Source organism: Gracilimonas tropica DSM 19535 (genome assembly GCF_000375425.1).
In the GTDB taxonomy this organism is placed as follows: Bacteria; Bacteroidota; Rhodothermia; order Balneolales; family Balneolaceae; genus Gracilimonas; species Gracilimonas tropica.
Genome location: NZ_AQXG01000021.1, coordinates 1 through 20,986 on the forward strand (window position 1 = coordinate 1; position 20,986 = coordinate 20,986).

At 43.1% G+C, this 20,986-nt stretch carries 21 protein-coding genes; 6 read left to right on the forward strand and 15 right to left on the reverse strand.

Annotated elements, in window-relative coordinates:
• Positions 1 to 259: 259 nt before the first annotated feature.
• Positions 260 to 1,375 (reverse strand): alanine dehydrogenase, encoded by a 1,116-nt coding sequence (gene ald / locus B151_RS0116680; RefSeq protein WP_020404790.1) that lies wholly within the window; start codon positions 1,373 to 1,375, stop codon positions 260 to 262.
• Positions 1,376 to 1,549: 174 nt separating this feature from the next.
• On the opposite strand from ald, the gene B151_RS0116685 reads away from it, so the two are divergent.
• Entirely contained in the window at positions 1,550 to 4,006 is a 2,457-nt protein-coding gene (locus B151_RS0116685; RefSeq protein ID WP_020404791.1) for a zinc-dependent metalloprotease, read from the forward strand.
• 53 nt (positions 4,007 to 4,059) lie between these two features.
• On the opposite strand, the gene B151_RS0116690 is transcribed toward B151_RS0116685, so the two are convergent.
• From B151_RS0116690 to B151_RS0116700, 3 genes are all read right to left on the reverse strand, one after another.
• Positions 4,060 to 4,323 (reverse strand): hypothetical protein, encoded by a 264-nt coding sequence (locus B151_RS0116690; RefSeq protein WP_020404792.1) that lies wholly within the window; start codon positions 4,321 to 4,323, stop codon positions 4,060 to 4,062.
• A gap of 167 nt (positions 4,324 to 4,490) precedes the next feature.
• Complete coding sequence (locus B151_RS0116695; RefSeq protein ID WP_020404793.1) at positions 4,491 to 5,207, reverse strand: potassium channel family protein; 717 nt, start codon at positions 5,205 to 5,207, stop codon at positions 4,491 to 4,493.
• An 11-nt stretch (positions 5,208 to 5,218) separates the two neighbouring features.
• Positions 5,219 to 7,078, reverse strand: coding sequence for a TrkH family potassium uptake protein (locus B151_RS0116700; protein WP_020404794.1), 1,860 nt, complete (start codon positions 7,076 to 7,078; stop codon positions 5,219 to 5,221).
• A gap of 136 nt (positions 7,079 to 7,214) precedes the next feature.
• Between B151_RS0116700 and trkA the strand changes: the two genes are divergently transcribed.
• Both trkA and B151_RS0116710 read left to right on the forward strand, forming a co-directional pair.
• Complete coding sequence (gene trkA / locus B151_RS0116705) at positions 7,215 to 8,567, forward strand: Trk system potassium transporter TrkA (protein WP_020404795.1); 1,353 nt, start codon at positions 7,215 to 7,217, stop codon at positions 8,565 to 8,567.
• Positions 8,567 to 10,081: a TrkH family potassium uptake protein gene (locus tag B151_RS0116710; RefSeq protein ID WP_020404796.1), complete on the forward strand. Its 1,515-nt coding sequence runs from the start codon at positions 8,567 to 8,569 to the stop codon at positions 10,079 to 10,081. The genes trkA and B151_RS0116710 overlap by 1 nt, the downstream gene beginning before the upstream one ends.
• On the opposite strand, the gene B151_RS19085 is transcribed toward B151_RS0116710, so the two are convergent.
• The 3 genes from B151_RS19085 to B151_RS19090 form a co-directional block, all read right to left on the reverse strand.
• A complete protein-coding gene (locus B151_RS19085) occupies positions 10,082 to 10,966 on the reverse strand; it encodes an alpha/beta fold hydrolase (RefSeq protein WP_020404797.1) in 885 nt (294 codons plus the stop codon).
• A 135-nt stretch (positions 10,967 to 11,101) separates the two neighbouring features.
• Positions 11,102 to 12,040, reverse strand: a complete 939-nt coding sequence (locus B151_RS0116725; RefSeq protein WP_020404799.1) for a hypothetical protein — start codon at positions 12,038 to 12,040, stop codon at positions 11,102 to 11,104.
• Positions 12,041 to 12,104: 64 nt separating this feature from the next.
• Positions 12,105 to 12,602 (reverse strand): hypothetical protein, encoded by a 498-nt coding sequence (locus B151_RS19090; protein WP_020404800.1) that lies wholly within the window; start codon positions 12,600 to 12,602, stop codon positions 12,105 to 12,107.
• 390 nt (positions 12,603 to 12,992) lie between these two features.
• On the opposite strand from B151_RS19090, the gene B151_RS0116740 reads away from it, so the two are divergent.
• On the forward strand, positions 12,993 to 14,111 hold the full coding sequence (locus B151_RS0116740) for a hypothetical protein (protein ID WP_020404801.1): 1,119 nt from the start codon (positions 12,993 to 12,995) through the stop codon (positions 14,109 to 14,111).
• A gap of 138 nt (positions 14,112 to 14,249) precedes the next feature.
• The gene (locus B151_RS0116745) at positions 14,250 to 14,924 is read left to right on the forward strand and encodes a hypothetical protein (protein WP_020404802.1); all 675 of its coding nucleotides are present in this window, start codon (positions 14,250 to 14,252) and stop codon (positions 14,922 to 14,924) included.
• A gap of 24 nt (positions 14,925 to 14,948) precedes the next feature.
• On the opposite strand, the gene B151_RS0116750 is transcribed toward B151_RS0116745, so the two are convergent.
• The 8 genes from B151_RS0116750 to B151_RS0116790 all read right to left on the reverse strand — a co-directional run bounded on the left by B151_RS0116750 (position 14,949) and on the right by B151_RS0116790 (position 20,191).
• Positions 14,949 to 15,482, reverse strand: a complete 534-nt coding sequence (locus B151_RS0116750) for a hypothetical protein (RefSeq protein ID WP_020404803.1) — start codon at positions 15,480 to 15,482, stop codon at positions 14,949 to 14,951.
• 5 nt (positions 15,483 to 15,487) lie between these two features.
• Positions 15,488 to 16,129, reverse strand: coding sequence for a hypothetical protein (locus B151_RS0116755; RefSeq protein ID WP_020404804.1), 642 nt, complete (start codon positions 16,127 to 16,129; stop codon positions 15,488 to 15,490).
• 111 nt (positions 16,130 to 16,240) lie between these two features.
• Entirely contained in the window at positions 16,241 to 16,960 is a 720-nt protein-coding gene (locus tag B151_RS19095) for a hypothetical protein (RefSeq protein WP_020404805.1), read from the reverse strand.
• Positions 16,961 to 17,102: 142 nt separating this feature from the next.
• Complete coding sequence (locus B151_RS0116765; RefSeq protein ID WP_020404806.1) at positions 17,103 to 17,321, reverse strand: hypothetical protein; 219 nt, start codon at positions 17,319 to 17,321, stop codon at positions 17,103 to 17,105.
• Positions 17,322 to 17,416: 95 nt separating this feature from the next.
• Positions 17,417 to 17,845 carry a hypothetical protein gene (locus B151_RS0116770; protein ID WP_020404807.1) on the reverse strand — a complete coding sequence of 143 codons (429 nt, stop codon included), beginning with the start codon at positions 17,843 to 17,845 and terminating at the stop codon, positions 17,417 to 17,419.
• Between the two features lie 15 nt (positions 17,846 to 17,860).
• Positions 17,861 to 18,496, reverse strand: coding sequence for a hypothetical protein (locus B151_RS0116775; protein WP_020404808.1), 636 nt, complete (start codon positions 18,494 to 18,496; stop codon positions 17,861 to 17,863).
• Positions 18,497 to 18,767: 271 nt separating this feature from the next.
• Positions 18,768 to 19,235 carry a DinB family protein gene (locus B151_RS0116785; RefSeq protein WP_026166727.1) on the reverse strand — a complete coding sequence of 156 codons (468 nt, stop codon included), beginning with the start codon at positions 19,233 to 19,235 and terminating at the stop codon, positions 18,768 to 18,770.
• Between the two features lie 743 nt (positions 19,236 to 19,978).
• Positions 19,979 to 20,191: an addiction module protein gene (locus B151_RS0116790; RefSeq protein WP_020404811.1), complete on the reverse strand. Its 213-nt coding sequence runs from the start codon at positions 20,189 to 20,191 to the stop codon at positions 19,979 to 19,981.
• Positions 20,192 to 20,377: 186 nt separating this feature from the next.
• Between B151_RS0116790 and B151_RS0116795 the strand changes: the two genes are divergently transcribed.
• The gene (locus B151_RS0116795; RefSeq protein WP_020404812.1) at positions 20,378 to 20,650 is read left to right on the forward strand and encodes an IS110 family transposase; all 273 of its coding nucleotides are present in this window, start codon (positions 20,378 to 20,380) and stop codon (positions 20,648 to 20,650) included.
• The last annotated feature ends 336 nt before the right edge of the window (positions 20,651 to 20,986 follow it).

Below are 20,986 nucleotides of genomic sequence, written 5' to 3' on the forward strand. Positions count from 1 at the left end.
CAGAGAAACGGGGTGATGGACTTGAGCAAAGAGTACGTTCGTTTTCAACCCTTCTATTCTTTTATACCTATATACATGCCGGACTTAAATTTCGCAGATCGATTTCTACCCCATCCATCACCCGGCTCTATCCTTGATAACAGCTATTCCTGTTCATACTGAGCCGAATGATGGGTTATCTCAGGCAGAACAGCATTCAACAAAAAAGGCCGGACAATCTGCCCGGCCTATATATTTAATTATAATAATGGATCTCAAATCAGTTCAATACTGAATCCACTTCTTCCCAATCCATTCCGAAAGCTTCGGCAACATCTTTATAGACAATGGTTCCGTTGGCGATGTTCAATCCTTTGAGTAATTCAGGATCATCCTTAAGCGCCTGCTTCCAGCCTTTGTTTGCCAGTTGTACAGCATATGGAAGAGTTACGTTGGTAAGTCCCATAGTAGAGGTATAAGGAACCGCTCCGGGCATGTTGGCTACACAATAGTGCAGGATATCATCCACAAAATATACCGGGTCTTTGTGTGTGGTTGGCTTGGAAGTCTCAAAACAGCCGCCCTGATCAATGGCTACATCTACGAGCACGGTTCCCGGCTTCATATCTTTAAGCATATCACGGGTGATCAGATGAGGAGCTTTAGCACCGGGCTTTAGTACCGCACCGATGATCATATCCACATTTGGAAGCATCTTACGGATATTAGCTTCAGAAGAGAACATGGTGGTCACGTTCTTTTCCATAACATCATCAAGATATCTCAAACGCGGCATATTGATATCCATGATCGTGGTATTGGCACCCATTCCGGCTGCGATCTTGGCAGCGTTTACACCTACCACACCACCACCTAATACCAATACATTGGCCGGAGGCACTCCCGGAATTCCTCCCATTAAAACACCGCGTCCGCCTTTTGGCTTTTCCAGATAAACCGCGCCTTCCTGGGCAGCCATACGTCCGGCTACTTCACTCATTGGAATAAGCAACGGCAGCGAACGATCTGCTTTTTCTACCGTTTCATAAGCGATGGCAATACATTTGGAATCAACTACCGCTTTGGTGAGCGCTTCCTCGGCCGCAAAGTGGAAATATGTGAAGATGATCTGCCCTTCCCGCATTCTCGGATATTCTTCTTTGATGGGCTCTTTCACCTTCATGATCATTTCGGCACGGCTCCATACTTCCTCCACATCATCAAGGATGGTAGCTCCTGCCTCTTCATATTGTTCATTGCTGAATCCGCTTCCAACGCCGGCATTCTTTTGTATGAAAACCTCGTGGCCATTTCGGACAAGCTGTACTACTCCGCCCGGCTGAATGGCTACCCTGTTTTCGTGTGTTTTAATCTCTTTAGGGACTCCAATAATCATGATATTAACGTTTTATTATGCTGTTATTTTGGGGACGCAAAGGTAGGTAATTTTCCGCAAAACTGCGGAATCAATATTCTATTCTGTAATGTTATTTGATGTTAAAGCCCTAAATTTTTATTTCATTTGTTCTAACTTCACCAAAATCACTTTTCGGAACCTTAAATTTTTCTTATGCGCTATCAATTCTTGAAAAAACTATCCTTTTTTATTTTACCTGCTTTGGTGATGATCGGCTGTTCCTCATCCAAAGAAGTGACCTCAACCAAATCGTCTACGCCTCCTTCCCGCTCCGGAGATGGAATCAAATCATTCTCGGAAGTCATTACCAAAGCGGCTAAAAGAGATGACGGCCTATTTACTGTGCACTGGGTTGATGACAAACTGTATTATGAGATCCCAGATTCGCTTCTTAACCGCGAAATGCTATTGGTAAGCCGCATTGCCCAGGTTCCATCCGATTATTTCGGCTTCTTTTCCGGTGGATCCAAAACCGCTGAACAGGTGATCACTTTTGAACGGCAGCGCGACAATATACTTCTCAGAAAACAGTCTTATAACGCCGTTGCCAGCGATACACTGCCTATTTATAAATCTGTGAAAGCCAACAATTTTGCCCCCATTATTGCCTCCTTCCCAATCGAGGCAATGAGCAAAGATTCCAATGGGGTCGTTATTGAAGTAACTGACTTCTTTACCTCCGATGTAGAAGCCATCAGTGGAGTCATTAGCTTTTTGAGACGCAGTTATCAGGTGCGCCGGCTGGATGGAGAAAGAAGCTATATCGAGTCTGCCAAGAGCTTTCCCATGAATGTTGAGGTTCGCCATGTGCTGACCTACCAGGCCGAGAACCCTCCTTCTGATGAAAACACCAATACCATGTCGATGATGATGAATCAGTCGATGGTGTTACTGCCCGAAAAACCTATGCGTCCCCGCTACGAGGATTACCGTGTCGGCTGGTTTACCGTCGATCAAATTGACTATGGCTCGGATGCACAGAAAGCAGAAGAAGTGAGTTATATTCGCCGCTGGCGTCTTGAACCCAAAGACATGGAAGCCTATAAAAAAGGAGAACTGGTAGAGCCTAAAAAACCGATCGTGTACTATCTGGATCCTGCCACTCCCAAGAAATATGTTCCCTACATCAAACAAGGCGTAGAAGATTGGAATGAAGCTTTTGAGGCAGCAGGTTTCAAAAATGCCATTATAGCCAAAGAAGCGCCTTCTCCGGAAGAAGATCCGGATTGGAATCCTGAGGACATTCGGTATTCAACCGTTCGATGGGTTGCCAGTGAAATTCGCAATGCCGTTGGACCAAGTGTAAGTGATCCTCGTACCGGTGAGATCATCGAAAGTGATATCGTATGGTATCACAATCACATGCGTTCATATCGCAACCGTTTGATGATAGAAACAGGTGCTGCCAACCCTGCTGCCCGTGCCCTTAAACTGGATGACGAACTCATCGGGGAAACCATGCGCCGTGTGATCTCCCATGAAGTAGGCCATGCGATTGGGCTGCCCCACAATATGCAATCAAGTTCTGCTTACCCGGTTGATTCTCTACGCTCGGGAACCTTCACCCAGAAATATGGGATAGCTACTACCATTATGGAATACGCCCGGCAGAATTATGTTGCACAACCCGGCGACGAAAACATTCGGTTTATCCGAAAAATCGGGCCTTATGACAAATACTCCATAAACTGGGGCTATCGGGTGATTCCGGAAGCTGAAACAGCTGAAGAGGAAAAACCCATCCTGGACAAGTGGATCATGGAAAAAGCAGGTGATCCCGTGTACCGGTTTGCTTCTTCCACCGGATGGGATCCCTCCGCTCAAACTGAGGATCTTTCCAACGATCCGGTACAGGCAAGCACTTATGGATTGATGAATCTAAAGCGCGTTGTTCCAAACCTTATCGAATGGACTTCTACCCCGGGCGAGGGCTATGACGACCTGGAAGAGATCTATGGCGAACTTACCTTTCAATGGGCCCGTTATGCCGGACATGTTTCTACTAACATCGGTGGAATGTATCAAAACAGAAAGAGTTCAGATCAGGAAGGTTTTGTGTACACCCCTGTTCCTGAAGATTACCAGAAAAAAGCGATGATGTTCTTGAATGATCACGTTTTCACAACTCCCAATTGGCTGTTGGATAAGGAGATCCTTCGCCGGATCGAACATGCAGGAGCGCTGGAGCGGGTAAAAAACCTACAATCCCGGCTGTTGAATGATGTGATGGCGGCCGATGTGATGCTACGGCTCAACGAAACTCATTATTTTGAAGGGGAAGAAGCCTACGCACCGCTCGAAATGCTGGAAGACTTGCGCCGGGGAGTTTGGAGTGAGATCTACGATATGACGACTATTGACCCTTACCGAAGAAACCTTCAGCGATTATATGTTGAGAACATTCATGCAATGTTTGCAAATGATGAGGCGGGTAGCTCATGGAATCCCGTTGATGTAACCACATCCGATATCCGTCCCCTGCTTCGGGTTGAATTGAATACTCTTCAAAGAGATCTTGAACGGGCAGAAACGCGGATTTCTGATCCGGTATCAAGAGCGCATATTTCTGATATTCTTCAACGAATTGATGAGATCCTGAATCCAAAGTAACCGTTCCCTAATTTTTATTGTTATCAACGGCTCCTGTATTTGCAGGAGCTTTTTTATTTCAGATTAGCGGCTTTATGTATCCCTTGCTCCGTGATGTGTAAATGTCCGTATAAAAAAGGCCCCCCAATAGTGGCGATCCTAATGAGCTCTTTGTTTTCAAGATACTCAAGTAAATTCTTTAACTCCGAGCGGTCTAATCCTAAGTCCCCGGCCAATTCTGAAACAGCGATCTGTTGATCAGGATCATGATCACTCCGTTCTGCCAGCTTCAAAAGCAGCTGTTTTGCCCGGTTGTTAAAGGTGTCGCCAATAAGCATAGGTAACGATTTGGTTGGCTCAACAATCACCTTTTAAGCTCAACAAAACGTTACCTGAATGTTAAAGAATCGTTAACAACCTGCCCTGATTAAAAACTGTTCGACCTTAATTACAGTACTTATCACCCCACTTAAAAGAGAAGGCATAGAAGTGGCCAATAAGTAGGTCAATTGGTACTGATGAGTTTCTCCAGAGACTTCTGTGTGCCCATTATGATCAGCCGGTCTGTTTTACGGATCATCGTCAATGGATCCAATACACCCAAAACGCTGTATTGATACTGTTCCTCGGGCATATTCGACAAATGTACTTCCTGCTGAAGCTGTTTTCTTCTTTTGATGGTAATGAGGCTCATTTCATAGCGCTCCCGGATCTTCAGCTCCTTAATGGTATATCCTACCATACCCGGAGGGGCCTCAATTTCAAAGATCCCGATCTCATCACTGAGCTTGAAAAAATCACTGATGGAAGTACTGAGTAACGAAGTTGCCATACGTACCCCTTCATCTTTCTCAGGATGAATCACCTCGTTGATCCCGATCTTCTTCAAAATAGCTTCCTGTGTCTCATTAGATGCACGGGAAATGATCCTTGATACATTTTCTTTTAAAAGTTCCATCGTGATCAGCACCACCGGTTCAAACGATTCCCCAATGGCAACGATCACTACATCAGCATTCATTACTCCGTGTTCTTTCAACAGCACGGGGTCAGTTGCATCAAACTGAATAGCTTCAGATACATATTTCTTGATCTCTTCCACCCGTTCATAATCCTGATCTACAGCCAGTACCCAGGCGCCCTGCTCAGCCAGAGATTTTGCCAAAGAAAACCCAAATTCCCCAAGACCGATCACACAAAATTGCTGTTCTAAAGTAGACATATATTAAGATTTTAGGCTACAATTACGCTCTCTGAAGGATACGAATATTTTGTAGCAGTTTTTCGTTTTGCGAAAGCCAGAGCCAGTGTCACAATACCTACTCTGCCAATAAACATTGAACTTATGATCACCACTTTCCCTGCATCCGTCAGTGAGGAAGTAATACCCCTTGAAAGTCCTACCGTGGCAAATGCAGAAAATTCTTCGAATAAAAGATCCATAAAGGGCTGATCCTCAGTGATCGTGAGTATCAAAGTAAAGATGAACAAAAGGATGGCAACCAACACAAAAACAGTAATAGCGGTATTCAGGGTTGAGCGAGCGATCTTACGTTTTGAGAATTCCACATTTCTTTTACCGGTGATAATACTCCATACCGAGATCAGTAATACGGAGATCGTGGTTGTTTTCATCCCGCCCGCAGTGGATGCCGGAGCTCCACCGATGATCATCAGGGTCAAAAAGATAAGGGTCGTACTTTCACCTAAAGCCCCGATATCCACCGTATTGAAACCCGCAGTCCTTGTAGTAACACTTTGAAAAGCCGACAACAAGAGTTTATCAGAAACGGAATAGCCGGCCAACACCCCTTCCCACTCAAGAACCAAAATGGCAATCGTCCCTCCTACGATCAATACTCCGGTAGAATACAATACCAGCTTCGCATGCAGTGAAAGTTTCCAGTGCTTTACTTTTCGGCTGGGATTCCCCTTCAGCACCTCCCAAAGTGTGGTAAAACCGAGTCCGCCGGTCACAATAAGTAGCATAGTGGTAATATTAATTCCATAATTCAGGGCATTCACCTTGTCAGCAAGACTGTTGGTGAATACGGAAAAGCCGGCATTACAAAATGCTGATACGGCATGGAAAACTGAAAAGAAGATCCGCTCACCGTTTGTTTCAAAGATATCCGCCCAGCTAAGGTAATATCCCAATGCTCCCATCCCTTCAATAAATAAAGTGAGTAACACGATCCTTTTTATGGTTTGAAAAGTTTCGTGGGTGCGGGTTTCCCCGATGGTTCCTTTTAGTAACATCATCTGTCCAAGCCCGAGGTTGGAGCTCACAAACAGAGCAAACAAGGTTGCAATGGTAAGTAATCCCAGCCCCCCGATCTGAATGAGGATCAACACCACAAGCTGTCCAAAAAAAGTGAGATGCGTGGCCGTGTCCACCACAATTAATCCGGTTACACAAACTGCGCTCGTTGAGGTAAACAATGCATCAATGAAACGGAGTCCTTCTCCATCCACTGTAGCTGAAGGCAACATTAAAAAGAAAGCCCCGGCCGCTATCACTGATAAAAAACTAAGAGCTACAACCTGCGTAGGTTTTCGCTTAAGAGATAAAATGATAGGGGCAGCACGCACTCCCTTTATGATCAAAAGAAGGATCAAATAGACCTTGGTGAGAAGGATCAGCATGGGAATAAGCTTGTAGATCCCGAAAAGCTCCTCAATAGAAAAAATAAAGCCCTCTCCCCCAATCAGATATAAGACTCCAAATAAGATCAAAAAACCAACTAAGAGCGATTCAAATAACCGATTTCTTATGAGTTGAGACCGTTTTGAAGTCAGCAACAGCCGGCCAAAGTAGGTAGACGTAAACCCGAGTACTATGGAAAATTCGAGATAAGCGTTCCAGGTATTGAACGGGCTCGACAGTTCAAAGCCTTCGGAAGCTACCAAACTTGCCACCGCAAGCAATACCAAAACAATGTTAAAATACCGGAAGTAAGGTTCTACAACTTTATTAAGATCGTATAATTCAACTTCGACATCCTGAAACCTGTTTCGGAAGTGTTTTCGAAACTTCCTCCACTCTACCAATAAAGAAATGATAATACGCTTAAACGGCTTGGGTACTTTCATGCGGGCAAATATAGAGATTTTACATCAACTGCTCGTATTAAATCTTCATCACACTATTCTTAAAGAGACAGATTCCTTTTATTTAAGTCAAAAACATGGTAACATTGATTGCTTTTGAACCAAAATATATTCCTTTTTGAAAATCGTAATTATTGGTGCCGGTGAAATTGGCTACGACCTGGCAAATGTATTGTCTAGTGAAAAGCATGATGTAACGGTTTTAGATAGAGAAAAAAGCGTTTTATCAAGGGTCTCTGATTCCATTGATGCCTTGACCATAGAAGGAAACGCCACCTCGGTAAAAGACCTTGTGAAAGCGAATGTCGGTCAGGCAGATATCCTAATCTCCGTTACCAGTATTGATGAAGTGAACATGATCTCGGGGATGATCGGCAAACGCCTTGGAGCAAAAATGGTTATTGCCCGCATTCGCAGTGATGAGTTTTCAGATTCAGATGCTCCTTTAACCCCTTCCGACCTGGGTATCGACGTGATGATCCATCCGGAACTCAGTGCCGCTCATGAGATCGCCCAATTGTTAAAACGTTCTTCTGCCAGTGATGTGATTAATCTGGCCAACGACCGCATGCAACTCATCGGTATTCGGCTGGAGAAAAACTCCCCCATCATCGGTAAAACCCTGAATGAATACGCCGCCCTTTATTCCGACCTTACATTTCGGGTAGTAGCCATTGGCCGGCGTGGACGTACTATCATTCCAAACGGTTCTATCAGGATGCAGCCTTACGATCAGGTTTTTATGCTTGCAGAAACCAAGAATATAAACGCTGTAGTCCAGACCACCGGTAAAAAGGAAACTGAGATCAATACGCTGATGATTGCCGGCGGATCCGGAATGGGGGCCATGATCGCACGGCTGCTCTGTGCAGATAAATCCAAAAATTGGTCTATTAAATTAATTGAACCGGATTACGACCGCGCCGAAAGCCTGGCTATTGAGCTTAAAAACGTAATGGTACTTCATGGTAATCCCACCGATCCGGACTTGCTGGCTTCGGAGGGAATTGGTGAAATGGATGCTTTCATAGCGGTGACTGAAGATGAGGAATCTAATATTATTTCTTGTTTACTGGCCAAACACCTGGAAGTAAATAAGACGGTAGCTTTGGTGTCCAAGCCCGATTTCATTCCCCTGGCTCAAACCATCGGGCTGGATGCGGTTGTCAATAAAAAAGGAGCTGCCTCTAACGAAATTCATCGTTACGTACGCCGGGGACGTGTGATATCGGTCACAGAACTCCGGGGTATCAAAGCAGAAGTGATCGAATTACAAGCCACGGAAAAATCGAAGATCACTAAAAAGCCGATACGGAAATTGAATCTGCCGGAAGGATGTGTTATCGGTGGAGTTTTATGTAATGGAACTGTAGAAATTGCAACCGGAACAACACAGATAAACGGCGGAGACCGCGTTATTATATTCTGCTTACCTTCAGCCGTCGATAAAATCACAAACCTTTTTAATTAATGGCCATTTTATCTAACGGATCAGCTCCGAAAGCCACCATCAATTTTTTAGTGGTATTGGGAGTACTTGGTGCTTTTATCTTTTTCATGGGATTTGCATTATTGCTTCCCGCCGGTATCGACCTTATTTACGGTAACGAAACCTGGCATGCTTTCCTGATATCTGCGGGGATCGCTTTTGTGGCCGGAGGATTATTGTGGTATTTCTTCAAACCTCAGCAAGAGATTCGAATCCGCGAGGGCTTTCTGATCGTGAGCGGAACCTGGCTTTCTTTGTCTTTGGTGGGAGCACTGCCATTTGTGATTTCAGGGATCCTCCCTTCTTTCACAGATGCGGTTTTTGAAACTATGAGTGGACTAACAACCACCGGTTCTACCATTCTGGGTGGAGAAACCTCCAGTGGTTTCCAAAACCCACAGATAGAAGACATTCCTCAAAGTTTTTTGTTTTGGCGATCGTTGGCCCATTGGCTGGGAGGCATGGGAATCATTGTACTTTCGCTGGCCATTCTCCCTCTACTTGGCATTGGAGGAATGCAGCTCTTTCAGGCAGAATCGCCGGGTCCTACTGCCGATAAACTCACCCCTCGTGTGCAAGAAACGGCCAAACTTTTGTGGGGCGTTTATGTGGCTTTCACAGCCATCGAGTTTGTGCTGCTTTGGCTCCATCCTTCCATGGATTGGTTTGAAGCCATTAATCACTCATTTGCAACCATGGCTACCGGGGGATTTTCAACAAAGAATGCCAGCGTAGAAGCTTTTGACTCCGCCTATATCGATTGGGTGATCACCCTGTTTATGTTCATTGCCGGGATCAACTTTGCCATGCACTTTAGGTTGCTTAGAGGAGATATTAGATCATTCTTTGATAATCGTGAAATTCGCTTTTACAGCCTCGTGATTGGTATTGGCATTGTCATCGTTTCCGGTTCCCTTTTCATAATGGATAAATATCCAATATGGGATGCACTCCGGTATGGAGCTTTTCAAGTAGTTTCTATTGTCACATCCACCGGTTTCGGTACCGACAACTATGAAGTATGGAATTCATTGGGTGCCTTCTTTTTGTTTCTGCTGTTCTTTACCGGGGGATGTGCCGGTTCTACAGGCGGTGGCATCAAGATGGTTCGCTGGATGATTTTGATTCGAAATACAGCCCGTGAGCTCAAACAGATCATGCACCCAAAAGCTATCCTGCCGGTAAGGATCGGGGACCAAACCATTACCCGGAATATTCAGCAAACCGTACTTAGCTTCTTTATCCTTTATATTTTCATCTTTGCTTTAGGTGCCTTTTGTATCAGTCTTTTTGGGTACGATATCCTTTCTTCTATTGGTGCAAGCATAGCAGCCATCGGTAACATTGGTCCGGGTTGGGGCGCTTTTGGGCCCACCGACAATTTTGCCGGATTACCCTATCTCGGGAAATGGGTACTCATTTTACTGATGATGGTTGGCCGGCTGGAAATCTTCACCGTGCTTATTATTTTTTCTCCTGCTTTTTGGAAGCAGTGATCAACCAAAAAACTTAACCAACCGATCTGACAGCCACGTTCTGAATTCCGGGGTTGTGGGCGGTGAATGGCGGGTATCATTCATTAATTCCGTTTCCACATTGGGCACCAGGTTTTGAACCCGTTTCACCATCGGTTCACCCGGAAAAGAAATATCCTGATCTGCAGCAATAACCAGAGCAGGCATACGCAGGTTTTGGAGATCTTCATCTGAAGCCAAAGGGGGAATTGATTTTGGGGTGATAAAATCATGCATGGAATCTCCCAAAAAGGGCCCCCAGTCATCGTCCCAGTTGGAAAGTAAAAACCCGGTCAGCCTCTTCAGGTTTTCCTCATTTGGGTTGAACCGGTACCTCAACATGGGTACCATCATACGCATCATCCCCTTCACAACTGAGGCCTGAACGATCCCCGCCGGAACAATAAGCACCAATCTCTCCACTCTTTCCGGCCACTTGGAAGCAAAACGATGAGCAATAAAGCCTCCTAAACTAACACCCATTAATCTTATTTTTTCTGCCTCAAAATGAGACACTATTTCCAAAAACCAATCGGTATATGCATCCGTCTTGTACGAAAAACGATGCGGAATCCCTTTTACCGAATGTCCGGGTATATCCGGCAGAATTAGATGATAATGATCGGTTAGTGGCCAAATTTCAGATAAAAGATGAGCAGAACCGGTCAACATGGCATGAAGACAAAATAGTGGTGGATTGGAGTCATCCCCGGCCAGCAGCACATGAGATTCTCCCCCGGAGGTTGAAATGGTTTGGGATTCCACCTCACATTTCGCTCGATCTAAAAAGCGTTCGTACCAATCTTCCTGCCTTTTCCTTGCTTGCTGATCGTTAAAAATATCTTTTCCCACTTTAATCGACTCCATATTGTTCAGATTGAAGCCTTTGCATTACTGCAAAACTGCGGCAGAAAAATATAGTAAAGCCGGTAATCTATTACCTGAAAAAGAATTATATGAATGGATCCCGGGCTTTGATGAGCGCCTTGGAGCTATGGCTATTCAAAGCTGAATACTCCACCCCAAACCCACAGAGAGATCGGAAGATGATTCCGTGAGACCAAAGGAAACATTGCCGTTTAACGATGCTTTGTTTGAAAGAAAATGCCCCATTCCCAACGTAAGCGTTTGAGGAGGATCAAAACCGTCTATGATTTCCGTATATCCGCTATAACTGGCATTGATCAGCCATTTGGCTTCAGCAAACGACAACCCCAGCCCTGCACTGTACGCCCAGGGATCTTGAAGTTTCAGGTCGGGAAGATCGCCGAACCACCATTTCATCATATCCGCTATGAAAAAGAAATTTCCTAAACGTTGAGACAGGGAAACTCCGGCCCCATAATCCCATTCCCCGGTTCCATACCCGTTGGTTGGATCTGCAAGCGGTATTTTCAGCGCAGTATTAAGCCGAATGGTACCGGCTCCTGTATCTGAAGTATATAGCTTTATGTTGGCGTACAAATTCGGATCTGCAAAACTGGCTTTGTTATAACTAACGGTATCGGTCACAACTACTTCATCTCCATCTTGCAGTTGCATGTATCCGTTCACTGTATTCTTGAAAGGTAAGAGTTTAGATTTCCCTCCTTTCCCTCCGGTCCCATGCCCTTTCCTTTGATTTGATGAATCCTGTACCGCTTTGTGATCCGGGCCTCCGGTTGGTATATATCCCGCTATTCCATAGGAAACCCATGGCGAGTTTTGAACAACGAAAGGTACATTGAAAGAGATTGTTACCTTGTCCCCGGAAATATTAAAACCATTGGAAATTGAAAAGCTTTGCGTTTGCTCTTCAAAAAAGTAAGAGCCGGTCGAGTATTGGGCACTGCCCGTATAGCTTACGGAAACCTGTTGTGCCATTACACTTCCGGCTTCAATTAAAAGTATATGTAATGTAATCGCTATGGCTATTACAAAGATATTTGATCTTTTATCCATATCAGCACCTGTTTATGGTATGCTTCTTGATTACATGTTTTTCTTGATTGCATTTGATCAACGATCACTGCGTTTGCTGATCCTGATCCTTGTCTTGCAGGCGAAGGCGAATACGGTCCATGGCCTGGATCGCTTCTTCAGCATCGCCGGTCATATCGTGCAACCGTTGGCGTAATCTATCCATATCTCGCTGCATATCCCGGTCCCGCGTCATATCCCTGTCTTGCAACATAAGATTGCATTGCTCGGCAGCATTTTTCAGGTTCCCCAGAGTTAACCCCATTTGCTCACCAAATCGGTACATATAGCGATATTGATTTTGCATCTGTTCGCTTTGGGTTTGCTGCATTTTACGATTCATTTCCTGATTCATTGTGTGCGTTCGCTCCTGCAGCTGATTCATGCGTTGCATCATTTGCTTCATTTGTTCCTGATGTTGTTGCATCATCTGCTGCTGTTGCTGTTGCTGCTGTTGTTGTTGCCCCGTTTTTTGGGCAAACATACTGGTTGACAACAACAGAACCATGACAACAGTACTGATCGTTTTAATTATTGATTTCATAATGTTCTCCTTGATTATTTTTTATTGGGAACAATGGTTTAAGTACTTGCATAGATTACAAATTATATGAGGCTTCTAAACAGTGTGAATTGCCCATGAGGATGTGGTTCAGATGCCACTTTTTGTGTAGAATAAATACCCACATATTTCTAAAACACTTCGATTTTTCCTTCTCTCTTTATTCCTTTCCACCTGTAATAAAAAGTATTCAATATTCCCACAAAAAAGGACTCTAAAGCCTCCCAAACAGGGGTCGCTATTCCCGTATTAACTACAAGAATTTTATGCACAAACAATGCAAATGTTAACTCTGAAATTGGTTTCGGAGTAATTAAACCACTCCTAATAAACTGAAATCTGACTTAAAATTTAAAAATAAGAGGTAACATAATGAGACGTTTAAGAGTGCACTTATATTTATTAACGGTTGCTATATTTCTTGCTTCCTCCTGTGATAAACCACTGGATATTACAGCAGAAAATTCAGCAGCCAATTTAACCCCTCTGGAGCTCGCAAATTTGTCAAAATCAGCTGACACCAAGGCAGGAAATAACCTCTCCTTCCCGGTTATCTGGTCCGACGGAGTTGTGAAATCACTAAGGGGAACTTACGGGGATCCGGTTTTCGGCGGACTCTATTTTACTGCCGATAATTATAATTGGTACGTCCAAAATGATCCTTTGAATGAATGGCAAGCACAATCAGTGAATGCCGTAACCGAAGGATTTGAAACCCCCGTTGAAGTAACCACCATTGACTGGGGCGATAACCTCGAATCTAAAGCATGGCCATTTGGTTCTCAGATCAGAGTGGAAACCGTACTGTATAAAACGCTGACAACTCCAATGACCGCCTTCACCATGCAGATGGAAGACCCCACACAATCCGGTCTGACTGAAGTATGGGGCACCAATGGTGTTACCTACGATAGCTACGAAGCAACCGTCTATTCCGGAACCGCCAAACTGGTGATCCAGAAATTGTTGAAAGACCGAGAGGATTCTACACTTACAACAACCTGGGATCCCACCCGATCTGCATGGACCGGTGATATCGGGACACCACTGTTTGAAAGTGGGGTTTGGAATGCAGTAGATGGCCCAACGGCCTATTCTGCAGAGATCAATGTTCAGGGTAAGGTAATTTATGGCTATAACTGGGTGACACGAAAAACAGCATCCGGAGCCGGTGATTACAGAATAACCTTTGTCTTAGACCCAAGCAGCCCAACAGTATATAACACCGACTTCGGTGCTAATACAACCATCCTGCCTCGTGAAGAAGGCGAAGAAGTCGTTATTCTGGAAGAACCCGATCTGGCAGGTGGAGTTGCACGGCTTGATGCACAAAATAACATCACTTATATAGATGTACGGTTGACCCTGAAAAACGGAAGCGGTAAACCGGGTGGTGGAAAAGGTAAAGGTGAAGGTGGCGGCGGAGGCGGCGGAAAGCCCGACCATGCCGGTAATGGCGGTCAGGTTGGCGGCGGCCAAGGCAATCACTAAGCCTCTATAAAATCAACCATATCCAATATCTGATGTACATACATCATTTAAAACAATAATGAACTAATTAACGAGTGCCGGTTTCACAGGTTTCGCTGCCGGCCTCATCGAAACTTTATATTATCAAGGAGGAAAACCATGAGATCAACAAAGGCGTTAATACAAATACTGATCCTCTTCCCTCTTATCGTATTCTTTGGTTGTGATCCTGCCCCTACCGGTGAAGATACCCTGTCATCTTCACAATCATCAGAAGAACAGATCGTGAGCAAAATACCCGGATCAGGCTTGCTGGCGACCGGAGAATTTTATGCGCTTTGGGAAGGCTGTGAAGATGGTCACGAAGAATCACCCGATCATGAAGAAGGCGGCTGCAGTGGAAATGATGGTGAAGACCATCATGATGATGGCCATGAAGAAGATGGACATGACGATGTTACCCACGGAGGAAACCGGCCCGCACGGGAATTTTACCTGGAATTCAATGCTCAATTGAAGAATGAAGCACGGGGCATGGTGAATTTTGCGGGACTCAACGAATACGAAGACGTTAATTTCACCGGACACGTAACCTGGGTTGAACAAGGCAGATCAGACCATGAACTGTTTTTTGGCGGAGAAGTTACCGAAGGAACCGTTAGCAGAGGATGCTTCCTGTTTTCTGTGCAGGATAACGGCGAAGGCAAAAATGCAGAAGCCGACCGTTTGCAATATCGGCTGTATGGTTCTGCTAATGCACCCTGCCACATTCCGGATCACTTCCCCAAAGGATATCCAATTGTGGTTTATGACGGGAACCTTCAGGTGCATTAAGGAGATTCGGGGATCAAGTCCGCTTTAAGGGCGGACTTCTTCTGCATTGGGTTTCTCATCAGGGTACTTAACTTCCACAACCCGGAATGCTCCGTCTTTTTTAGCCAGTATAAACTCATAATTCGCAAACGAAGCACGGTCGTAATAGATCCTTGTGATCACGTTTACCCTTCCATTCTCTTTCCTCTGCATGGTTTTTATGTCAGTAATGATCCCGCTTTTATTGAGATTGGATTTATGGACTATAGCGGCAGAAAAGCCGAAGCTCATCATTGAGGAGGATATGGGCGCTACTTTTGGCGCTTGGCCATTGAAAGACCTCACGACTTCAGGGGCCGGATCAGAACCGGAAACACCGACAAAAAAATAATCTGCATCAACATCCGGATGCGCGTCCAGATAAAGAAAAAGCTCCGAAAATACTTCGGCTTGGATGAGATGCTTTTCCTGTTGCGTCAATTCCGGAGTCAGATGCACAAAATACAGCGAACAAAATATTCCGATCCCAAAAAGTATGAGCGTCAGGCCGTTTTGTGCTTTGATGTTTTTATACCACATGAATTTCAATCCTTCCGGTCGGTCAGTACGATCGGCTCCGAAGTAAATTCAAACGCCTTCATTTCTGTACCATCCTGAGAATATGATACCGTAAACTGAATTGTTGCAGCAGTATCGGGAGCCTCTTTCAGTATCAGGAAGAGCTCATCCGGTACATGCGGTTCAGAAGCTAAAAATTCATTCAGCTCAAATTGCCGGTATCCTGAATTTCGATACAATACAACTACCTCAAACAGCGGAGCCAAATTTTCTCCGGCACTATATTCCGAATTGAAGTTGCTGTTACTGTAGACCTTCAGATCTGTGATCATTTCTTCGGAGACCGGAATAGCCGGAGAACAAGCATAAGCCTTCGGAAAGATCGAAAATGAGGGCACCCTTTCATTCAGCGTATAAAACTCTTGAACGGGAAACATACTGAGGCCGAATCTATCAAAACTGAGCGTATCCGATTCCGGGGACTCATAGTCAACGTACAAACCCGGATCATCAGAAATGGAAATACTCTGTATTGAGGCGGTAAAATTGACGGTTCTGAACTTATCATCAAAAGGCCCGCAATCATCCCCGGCAACATTACAGGAAGCAGCCGTGATCAGAACCAGGCTCACCAGAAAAAAATATATACCCGTTACTTTTTTAATCATGTTCTCTCCTAATCGATGTTCATTGTGGCATAACTTCCCTTAAATACAAAAAAGTGATGAAATATGACATTTTGAAAACTTACGGTGTGTAAACTCTTCGACCAGTGAGCCCTATTTTTGGTTTTTAAAAAAAGCACTAAGTTTATTTGAAGCTTTATTTATCGATCTCAAAGTAGCTTCTCTTTCCGCCCTTTTCATAGTTTCTCTGAAGTTCGAATCTGAATTTAACTTCTCCGCCATGTATTCTTCCGTCACTATCGAAGTAAAAGGGATCAATCCTGTTCTGACATCTAACAAAACCAACTCTATGGTTGAAAATGCTTTTGCTTTGTTGTTTCGGAAAAAACGGAATTCTTCGTAAATATCGCTGTTAATTCGAAAAACGATCATTAATGGTGATTGAAGCCGAACAGCAGCTTCTCTTAAAATTGGTAATGTAGGTTCTATTGGAGTCAACATAGAGGGTAAGTGAATCACCGATTCGGCAAAATCAGTTTCAAGTAAATGGGAAGAAAGAGTATCTATGTAGGACTGTTGTAATTTTAAATAATCTTCAGATCTCCAATAGCCATACCCATACACTGAGGAACGTTGAGTATTCTCAGAGGGAAAATTTATTAAAGCGATCTTCGCATTTCTTGGTAATTGAATTTCACTCGCCAATATAGTGTCTATTGCGGCCTGACTAATTACTCTTTGATCTGAAGGAAACAGGGACTTTGTAAGTGTTGGTTCATTCTCTTGGTATCCGTAGGAATCATAATATGAGCCTGAGGATGCACAGGATGAAAGAAGAAATAAGAGCGATACAAAATGTAGATAGTTTTTCATTTTTGAGATGCTTAAATGAGTGCTTACGACCCGGCATTTAAATGGCGTGGAGTCTATGAGTTAATAAACGGCTAAAATTTCAAAACAAGTAACTCTGAAAGCCAGCGGTACGCACCCATTTTTTAGATTTTGATATAAAACTTCAAAGATATTTGTACTCAGCTACTTTCCATGTGAATATTTCTCCAAATTCAGAAAGTTTTTTAAATCCGTCAAATTTAATAGGAATTATTTCAGTGGATGTAGAGTCTGAACTGATATTTCCTTTTTCGGACTTGATGATTCCCTTTCTGAAATCAAAAGAATCTTTTTCAAATATCCCGGCTGAAACGCCGATACTCGCAGCGTTTATGAGAACCATATCTTCTGATTCATATTCAAATATATATCTTGCATAACCTCTAAGGTGCTCATAAAAAATAGTAAGCTGTTTATTATCTATTGAAATTTCGGGTTCTATATAGTAAGCTGTTTATTATCTATTGAAATTTCGGGTTCTATATAGCAAGCCATTCCCCCTTCATCAGGCCGAGCAATAAACTTATTGTTCTGTATTGTTACTCTGGTTTTCCCATTTTCTGAAGTCAAAACGAGAATAATTCTTTCCTCATCTGCTAATTTTTTGGCACTTTCAGCACAGTTTCTAAAACGGTGATTTCCTGATTGTAAAACAATAACAATATCTTTGGTTTGATCGTGATTTAAATATCCCTCTGCTCTCTCTATCACAATCCAATCTTTGTTTAGTAAAACTTCAGACAGGCCATCTCCCAAAAAATCTGGATATACGGTCTCATTGGTTTGTCCAAAAGCGGTAAAGCTGAATAGTAAAAATTGTATAAGTGCAATTATTCTCATCTCAAATTTGGTTAAACTCTTTAGCATTTGTTGCAGCTGATTTTATTGTAATTCAAATGTTAATTTTTCTATCTCAGAAATAAGCTCAGAACCAAGTTCTACTGATTTTTTTCTTTTTTCAGAAAGTTCGATCAGCTTATGTGTAATATCTACGAGTTTACCCATTTTACTTTCCTCGTAAGGAGACCAAATCTGACCTGTTTTTATTCCATAATCAGATACTGCAAATTGGTAAGTAATTCCATCAAGCCCCAAAAAATTTTCGTCAGGATATCTCACAGTCATAATAGCACTTTTATATAGTCCCTTAATTGACGTAAAAGCTTCTTCTGACAACTCTTTCTCTATTCTATTGACCGTAATTTTCTTCGGATTGTCCTCATAATTATTGTCCCAAATGCTGAGCGATCCAGTTTGAGTAATCAATGTAAAGGTCTGATTAGCTCGATCATGTTCAAGTTGCAAAATGATCTCTTTTCCAAATGATGGAGTAATCACAATTTGCACTTCCGGAGAATCAGAAAGACCTTTCAGAAGGATATCACGGATTTGAGACTCATATTTATATTCAAAATCATATAGCCCAAATAAACTTGTACTTGGTTCAAGATGATCTTGTGCTTTGGCTCCCTGAAAAAGAAAGAGCAGTATAGAAGTAAGTACTATAAATTTTGACATCTGATGATTCATTTTGCATAACGACCCCGGGTGTAAACCTGCCTGTACCGGTCGCATGGGAAATATAATTTCTTTGAAGTAGCAAAATTAATTACTTGGAAACAAGTTTCTATCAAACCCTCTCCCCTCCGGTTTGAATCCCTTCCGGCTCTTTTCTTAAACCGGTGAACATCATCAGGAAAAGCACAAGATTAACGGATCTTATTTCACGATCCCTGATATTGAAAACCACTCTATTATCGGGAAGAATACTGCTCTGGTTATTTATCTTTCAATCCCATATCTCCGGTCGACTAATATTCATTGCTCTCAAATATGAGAGGAATTGTCCTGCGTGAACAGATTCGTGATAACCGATCCGTAATAAATAGTTACCAAGGATCTTCTTTTCCCCATTTCCGGGATGAATGACTTCAGTTTCATTTAATTCTGTATCCGAAAATTGTCGAACACTTTCCAAAAATGTATTTCTATAAGGTTCAGCAAATTCAAGTTCGTCGGTCACGCTTATGAATGGTCGATTATTCCAGGGTGTTTTATAATTCGTCATACTCCCATTATTGATGATAATATTCCATCCATAATCGGCTTCTAAAACGTGCCTGATCATTTCTGTCGCAGTCATTGCTTTTTCGTCAGGTTTCCAATTGTAATGACTTTTAGGAAGTACTTTCCAAAGTTTGATGCTTTTTCTCCTTATTTCCGTAAAGTTCAAAATTAAAAGTTCGGATTGAGTCATTTTCTTCGTTTCAAGAATATCGTTCACAACTGCCAACATTGATATATAACCAAAAATGTTGAGGTTATCTTAACTTCGCAGGCAAGTTTTATTCATACTTTTTTTGAAATATTGAGGATAAGATGATATGAAGCAAGCCTGATGTAAAAGTACGAATATCACCAATATTAAAGATCTTAATAAGTATGAATGGTTAGCCCTTTAACTATTCTGGTTTTAACCTTTCCATACCGACAGGTACACGGCCTATTTAAATCAACCCGGGGCCCTGTGTCAGCTTGAGAAATCGGCAGCGCAATGCTGAACCTCTATATATGTTTGGTGCATCCGCAAGCTGGCGAATGCCAACCCGGGATTTAAAAAACCGATCGCACCCCGTCCTGCCTGTACCGAGCATTCGGGGCTTCCGATTTAAAATGCCTCGTTAGTGGGCCGGAGGATTATACGCGCGAGTTCCAAGCTTCTTGATTCCGATGTTGATGTAAGATGGCGAACCCTGAAATCACATCTTTTTGTTCAACATAGTAAATAGAAAACGGAAATCGGTTAACTAAAGCTCTACGAATTTTGCTTTTGTAAACAACTTGGTGTTGCTGAGGAGTACGATGAAGAGAAGTAATCTTTACATCTACACAACGAGCAAATTCTTTCCCCAATCCCGGATCTTGGCTTTCGTATCAATCATATGCATCATCAACATCTTTTTCAGCTTTTGGGGTAAGAATTAGTGTTTTAGGCACGATTTATAGATACTTTTCTCGGATTTTATCCCATGACTTTCCATTCGCTGTATCTTTATCAAGGGTTTGCAAACGCTCTTCCAGAATACTTTTATGATGCTCAGGTACATCAACTTGCTCAGGATCAGAAGCTATAGAATCCCACAAAGCTTCTACTAAAATGATCTTTTCGTTTTTATTGAGTCGTGATAATTCTTTGATCAGCGTGTCTTCCATAATGACTGAATTAAATTAGATACAATAATTTCAACAAAAAGAACCTCTAAAGCAATCGCGGGATAAATGTTTAATGAGGCACACTAACGACCCAGCGTTTAAACGGCGAGCCGAGTTGTTTGAATTAAGGCTTCGAACCCTAAACGAGTCCGCTTGAAACGCCTTGATCTTTCCAAAAAGGACGTCATGACCTATTTAACAATAGACCTTCATACACTTAATATGACCATTTGTGCGGTTTCATCCAATGGAAAAAGAATCGGTGAGTGGAAACTTGCCAACGATACGGCGCTACTGAATGCTCTGATTCAAGAGCTCAGCGGGCCGGTTAAGGCGGTGATGGAAGCCACCAGCAGCTGGTACTGGCTCGCCGACTGGGCCGAAAGCCGGGACATAGAGCTTGTGCTTGCTCACGCCAAAATGCTCAAAACTATTGCCTATGCCAAGATACCTATTTAAACTGGCCTCATTCGGTAAGCCCGCGCAGTCTAAGAGGGCGTGACAGAGCAGACCCATCACAGCCCGACGCAATTTGATTGGGACTCCGAATGGGTAATCGATGTAAGATCAGGGATGGTAACCTTAATCGGTTACAGCTATTGTGAAATACAATAGATAAGCCCGTAATGGTGTTGGATGGCCGGTTTATTCCCGCCGACCATCGATGAGATTGAAAGAAGTCGGTTTGATTGCCCGGTTAAAGTACCAACAATGAATAATAACCTGTTGTTTTTAAATAAATGCACTACAGCATATGGGAAAAAACTATCTACTTGACAAAGTCCTTTTTAATGG

What these genes read in the sequence shown, in the direction of transcription:
- ald (WP_020404790.1), bottom strand. Translation starts at nt 1,375, where the DNA reads ATGATTATTGGAGTCCCTAAAGAGATTAAAACACACGAAAACAGGGTA.
- B151_RS0116685 (WP_020404791.1), top strand. Translation starts at nt 1,550, where the DNA reads ATGCGCTATCAATTCTTGAAAAAACTATCCTTTTTTATTTTACCTGCT.
- B151_RS0116690 (WP_020404792.1), bottom strand. Translation starts at nt 4,323, where the DNA reads ATGCTTATTGGCGACACCTTTAACAACCGGGCAAAACAGCTGCTTTTG.
- B151_RS0116695 (WP_020404793.1), bottom strand. Translation starts at nt 5,207, where the DNA reads ATGTCTACTTTAGAACAGCAATTTTGTGTGATCGGTCTTGGGGAATTT.
- B151_RS0116700 (WP_020404794.1), bottom strand. Translation starts at nt 7,078, where the DNA reads ATGAAAGTACCCAAGCCGTTTAAGCGTATTATCATTTCTTTATTGGTA.
- B151_RS0116710 (WP_020404796.1), top strand. Translation starts at nt 8,567, where the DNA reads ATGGCCATTTTATCTAACGGATCAGCTCCGAAAGCCACCATCAATTTT.
- B151_RS19085 (WP_020404797.1), bottom strand. Translation starts at nt 10,966, where the DNA reads ATGGAGTCGATTAAAGTGGGAAAAGATATTTTTAACGATCAGCAAGCA.
- B151_RS0116725 (WP_020404799.1), bottom strand. Translation starts at nt 12,040, where the DNA reads ATGGATAAAAGATCAAATATCTTTGTAATAGCCATAGCGATTACATTA.
- B151_RS19090 (WP_020404800.1), bottom strand. Translation starts at nt 12,602, where the DNA reads ATGAAATCAATAATTAAAACGATCAGTACTGTTGTCATGGTTCTGTTG.
- B151_RS0116740 (WP_020404801.1), top strand. Translation starts at nt 12,993, where the DNA reads ATGAGACGTTTAAGAGTGCACTTATATTTATTAACGGTTGCTATATTT.
- B151_RS0116745 (WP_020404802.1), top strand. Translation starts at nt 14,250, where the DNA reads ATGAGATCAACAAAGGCGTTAATACAAATACTGATCCTCTTCCCTCTT.
- B151_RS0116750 (WP_020404803.1), bottom strand. Translation starts at nt 15,482, where the DNA reads ATGTGGTATAAAAACATCAAAGCACAAAACGGCCTGACGCTCATACTT.
- B151_RS0116755 (WP_020404804.1), bottom strand. Translation starts at nt 16,129, where the DNA reads ATGATTAAAAAAGTAACGGGTATATATTTTTTTCTGGTGAGCCTGGTT.
- B151_RS19095 (WP_020404805.1), bottom strand. Translation starts at nt 16,960, where the DNA reads ATGAAAAACTATCTACATTTTGTATCGCTCTTATTTCTTCTTTCATCC.
- B151_RS0116765 (WP_020404806.1), bottom strand. Translation starts at nt 17,321, where the DNA reads ATGGTTCTCATAAACGCTGCGAGTATCGGCGTTTCAGCCGGGATATTT.
- B151_RS0116770 (WP_020404807.1), bottom strand. Translation starts at nt 17,845, where the DNA reads ATGCTAAAGAGTTTAACCAAATTTGAGATGAGAATAATTGCACTTATA.
- B151_RS0116775 (WP_020404808.1), bottom strand. Translation starts at nt 18,496, where the DNA reads ATGTCAAAATTTATAGTACTTACTTCTATACTGCTCTTTCTTTTTCAG.
- B151_RS0116785 (WP_026166727.1), bottom strand. Translation starts at nt 19,235, where the DNA reads ATGACTCAATCCGAACTTTTAATTTTGAACTTTACGGAAATAAGGAGA.
- B151_RS0116790 (WP_020404811.1), bottom strand. Translation starts at nt 20,191, where the DNA reads ATGGAAGACACGCTGATCAAAGAATTATCACGACTCAATAAAAACGAA.
- B151_RS0116795 (WP_020404812.1), top strand. Translation starts at nt 20,378, where the DNA reads ATGACCTATTTAACAATAGACCTTCATACACTTAATATGACCATTTGT.